This is a genomic window from Pelotomaculum sp. PtaB.Bin117 (genome assembly GCF_002067195.1).
In the GTDB taxonomy this organism is placed as follows: Bacteria; Bacillota; Desulfotomaculia; order Desulfotomaculales; family Pelotomaculaceae; genus Pelotomaculum_D; species Pelotomaculum_D terephthalicicum.
Map to the genome: position 1 here is coordinate 1 of NZ_MVQM01000014.1, position 2,966 is coordinate 2,966.

3 protein-coding genes are annotated in these 2,966 nt (G+C 50.5%); all 3 read right to left on the reverse strand.

What is annotated here, in order from left to right; genetic code table 11:
• Positions 1-590, reverse strand: a 590-nt coding sequence (locus A4E54_RS00525) for an ABC transporter ATP-binding protein (protein ID WP_286723693.1), incomplete at its 3' end; no start/stop codon positions are given.
• Entirely contained in the window at positions 587-1,609 is a 1,023-nt protein-coding gene (locus tag A4E54_RS00530; RefSeq protein WP_240082684.1) for a FecCD family ABC transporter permease, read from the reverse strand. The genes A4E54_RS00530 and A4E54_RS00525, both read right to left, overlap by 4 nt.
• Positions 1,610-1,709: 100 nt before the next feature.
• Positions 1,710-2,858 (reverse strand): ABC transporter substrate-binding protein, encoded by a 1,149-nt coding sequence (locus A4E54_RS00535; RefSeq protein WP_286723695.1) that lies wholly within the window; start codon positions 2,856-2,858, stop codon positions 1,710-1,712.
• Between the last annotated feature and the right edge of the window lie 108 nt (positions 2,859-2,966).

A 2,966-nucleotide genomic window follows, 5' to 3' on the forward strand; every position in this document is an offset into this window, starting at 1 on the left:
AAATGGGAAGTCATGATCACGCCGATGCCTTCTTCCGACAGTTTTTTTATTTGCAGGAGAACCCTTACCTGATTGCCGTAATCCAGATTGGAAGTAGGCTCATCCAGGATCAGAATCTGAGGTTTTTGCGTAAGCGCGCGCGCGATAAGCGCCATTTGTCTTTCGCCGCCGCTAATCTCCGTATAGGTCATATCTTTTAAAAAAGAAACACCCAGTCTTTCAAGGGATTCTTCGGCAATCTTAACATCGTCCCGCGAGGGAGATGAGAATGGGCCAAGATGCGCTATGCGCCCCATTAAAACAACATCCAGGACAGTATAGGGAAAAGGCGTCGTATGCGCCTGGGGGACATAACCCACAGCCTTGGCCAGACGCGACTTGGACCACTTTTTGATATTTTGTCCGTCAAGAATTATCTCTCCGCCCTTTATGGCGATAAAGCCCAAAATAGATTTAAACAGAGTCGTTTTCCCGACGCCGTTGGGTCCGAGCAGGCAAAGTAATTCACCGGCGCCGACATTAAAAGAGATGTTCCGGAGAACGGTCTTCTGGGAATAACCGAAAGACGCGTCCTTTATTTCCAGGATCATGTCCATGCATCCCTTCCTTTAAATAACAGATAGATAAAAAACGGCGCTCCAATAATCGCCGTTAAGATACTCAGGGGTATCTCCACCGCAAAAATAGTACGCGAAAGGTCATCGATCAGCAGCAGATAGGCCCCGCCCAGCAAAACCGACGCCGGCAGCATATACTTATAATTCGGGCCAACCAGCATCCGGGCCAGATGGGGGATAACCAGACCCACCCAGCCGATCATGCCCCCGGTCGCCACTGCCGAGGCCGTAATGAGCGTTGCGCAGAGGATGTAGATAAAACGGATTTTTTTAGTGTCCAAGCCCAGAGATTGCGCTTCCTCCTCTCCGAAAGAGAGCGCGTTGAGCTTGTACCTGAGCAGCAGCATGGGAATGATGCCGATAACAAAGGGAATTAGAACCAGGGAGACGTTTTTAGCTGTGATGGAGGCAAGTCCGCCCATTAGCCAGAACGATATTTCCGGTAATTTGTTGTTGGGATCGGCCGTATATTTGGCCAGCGAGATAAAAGCCGAAAACAGGCTGGTCACAACTATCCCGGTTAGGACCAGGACAAGTACGGAATTATTGCCCTTAGCAATAAGACGGCTGATTAGATAGGTCAGCGTAACGGCAATAATACCAAACACAAAGGCCACCAGTTGAATGGTTAGTGAACCGGCCGAATACAAGAGAGCCATGGCTGCGCCAAAACCCGCGCCCGCGGATGCTCCCAGAATATCGGGTGAGACCATGGGGTTGCGGAAAAGGCCCTGATAGGCGGCGCCCGACACTGAAAGCGCGGCGCCGATAATGAGCGCCACGATAATTCTTGGTATCCGGATATTAAACAATACTGTTTCCAGGGTGTCCGACCATGTGGCCGAAAGCCCGAACATTTTTCTGAAGAATACCGTGAGCAGCTCCGGCAAAGGAACCGCATAGCGGCCGACGGTAAAAGACCAGAGAAATATTGCGAGCAGTAAGATGAATAAAATGACCAGCACCAATCCGCTCTTTTTTGCCCTGCTCATTGGACGAACATCGGCCGCTGCGGCCCTATTTTGTAAAGGTGCATCGCTCACAGCATCAGCTTCCCCTTTCAATCATTTTCAGGCCGGACATGGCCAGGGGTTATTGCTTTACTGAGTGGTTGAGCAGTTCGGTGACTTGCTCGTCTCTTAAATCCATATTAAAGAAGAGACTGAAGAAATCTTTTACTTCCTGGTTCAGATTAATATCCGCATATTCGGGATAAAGCACACTCGCGAGCCATTCGATTCCGAGAATCCGCATGATATTGGGAGGACGGTCGAACCAGCCGAAAGGAAGCGAGGGAGTCAAATATACTTTCCCGTCTTTGACTGCTTTGACCTTGTTCCAGGAAGCGTCGCTCAAGATGTTTTGATAGCATTTGACGCCGTCTGAGTTGGAGCTGACCAAAACTGCGTCAGGATTCCAGGCAAGTACCTGTTCCATCGAAACGGGCGACATGCCCTGCCCGCTCTTGGCCGGCACATCGGCGACATTTTTTCCTCTGACAAACTTTAAAACTTCTGCATGGTGAGAATCAGCCGGATCGGTAGCAAGTCCGGCGGTTCCTTCTGCGTAGTATACGCGTACCAGCTTGTCTTCCGGAATTTGGGCAACCATATCGCCGATTGCCGCCATTTTTTGCTCACAATAGGCTGCCAGCTTTTCGGCCCGGTCCTGAATCCCTAAAATATCACCCATGATCCTGTAGACTTCGGGTGTGGAGGTAAATATGGAGTCCATAACAACCGCAGGCCTCTTTGTTTGATCCATAATGCTGTCCGCTGTTTGACCGGCCGCTGCTTTATTGACGGGGTCAAGATCCGTCATAAAAATAATGAGATCCGGAGCCAGTTTAGCTATTTCCTCCAGATTGGCGGTGCATTTCTCACCCATCCAGCCCCCGAGAACCGGAAGGTTCTTGGCCCGGTCGCTTAAGTACTTTTTCACATCGCCGGAAGGCTCGTTGACCCAGGCGGCCATTTTTTCCGGAGCAAGAGAATACATCATTGCTTCGGCAGTCGGCACGGCGCAATAGACCGTGTTGATTTTCGCCGGAATCTCGACCTGTCTTCCCGCCATGTCCGTGATTACCCGGGTCGCTGACTCCGTAGCCGCCGGAGTCGAAGGTTCCTGTTGGGTGCCGGCCGGGCGGCTGCCGCAACCGGCCGGCAGCAGTGTCGTCAACCAAAGGCAGAGTATGACTGCCACCCCTTTGGAAATTGACTTCTTGAGACGGATTTTGTGCATTCCTGATTCCTCCCGATTCTTTTGTCTTAAACTGTTTCTATATCAACAGGATGCCGTATATATAAAAAGCTTACATCTGGAAAAAATCACAGACACAAGCTTTAAGCT

Bases quoted from the DNA above. Each gene is read 5' to 3' on its own strand.
- A4E54_RS00530 (WP_240082684.1), bottom strand. From the start codon at position 1,609: ATGAGCAGGGCAAAAAAGAGCGGATTGGTGCTGGTCATTTTATTCATC.
- A4E54_RS00535 (WP_286723695.1), bottom strand. From the start codon at position 2,858: ATGCACAAAATCCGTCTCAAGAAGTCAATTTCCAAAGGGGTGGCAGTC.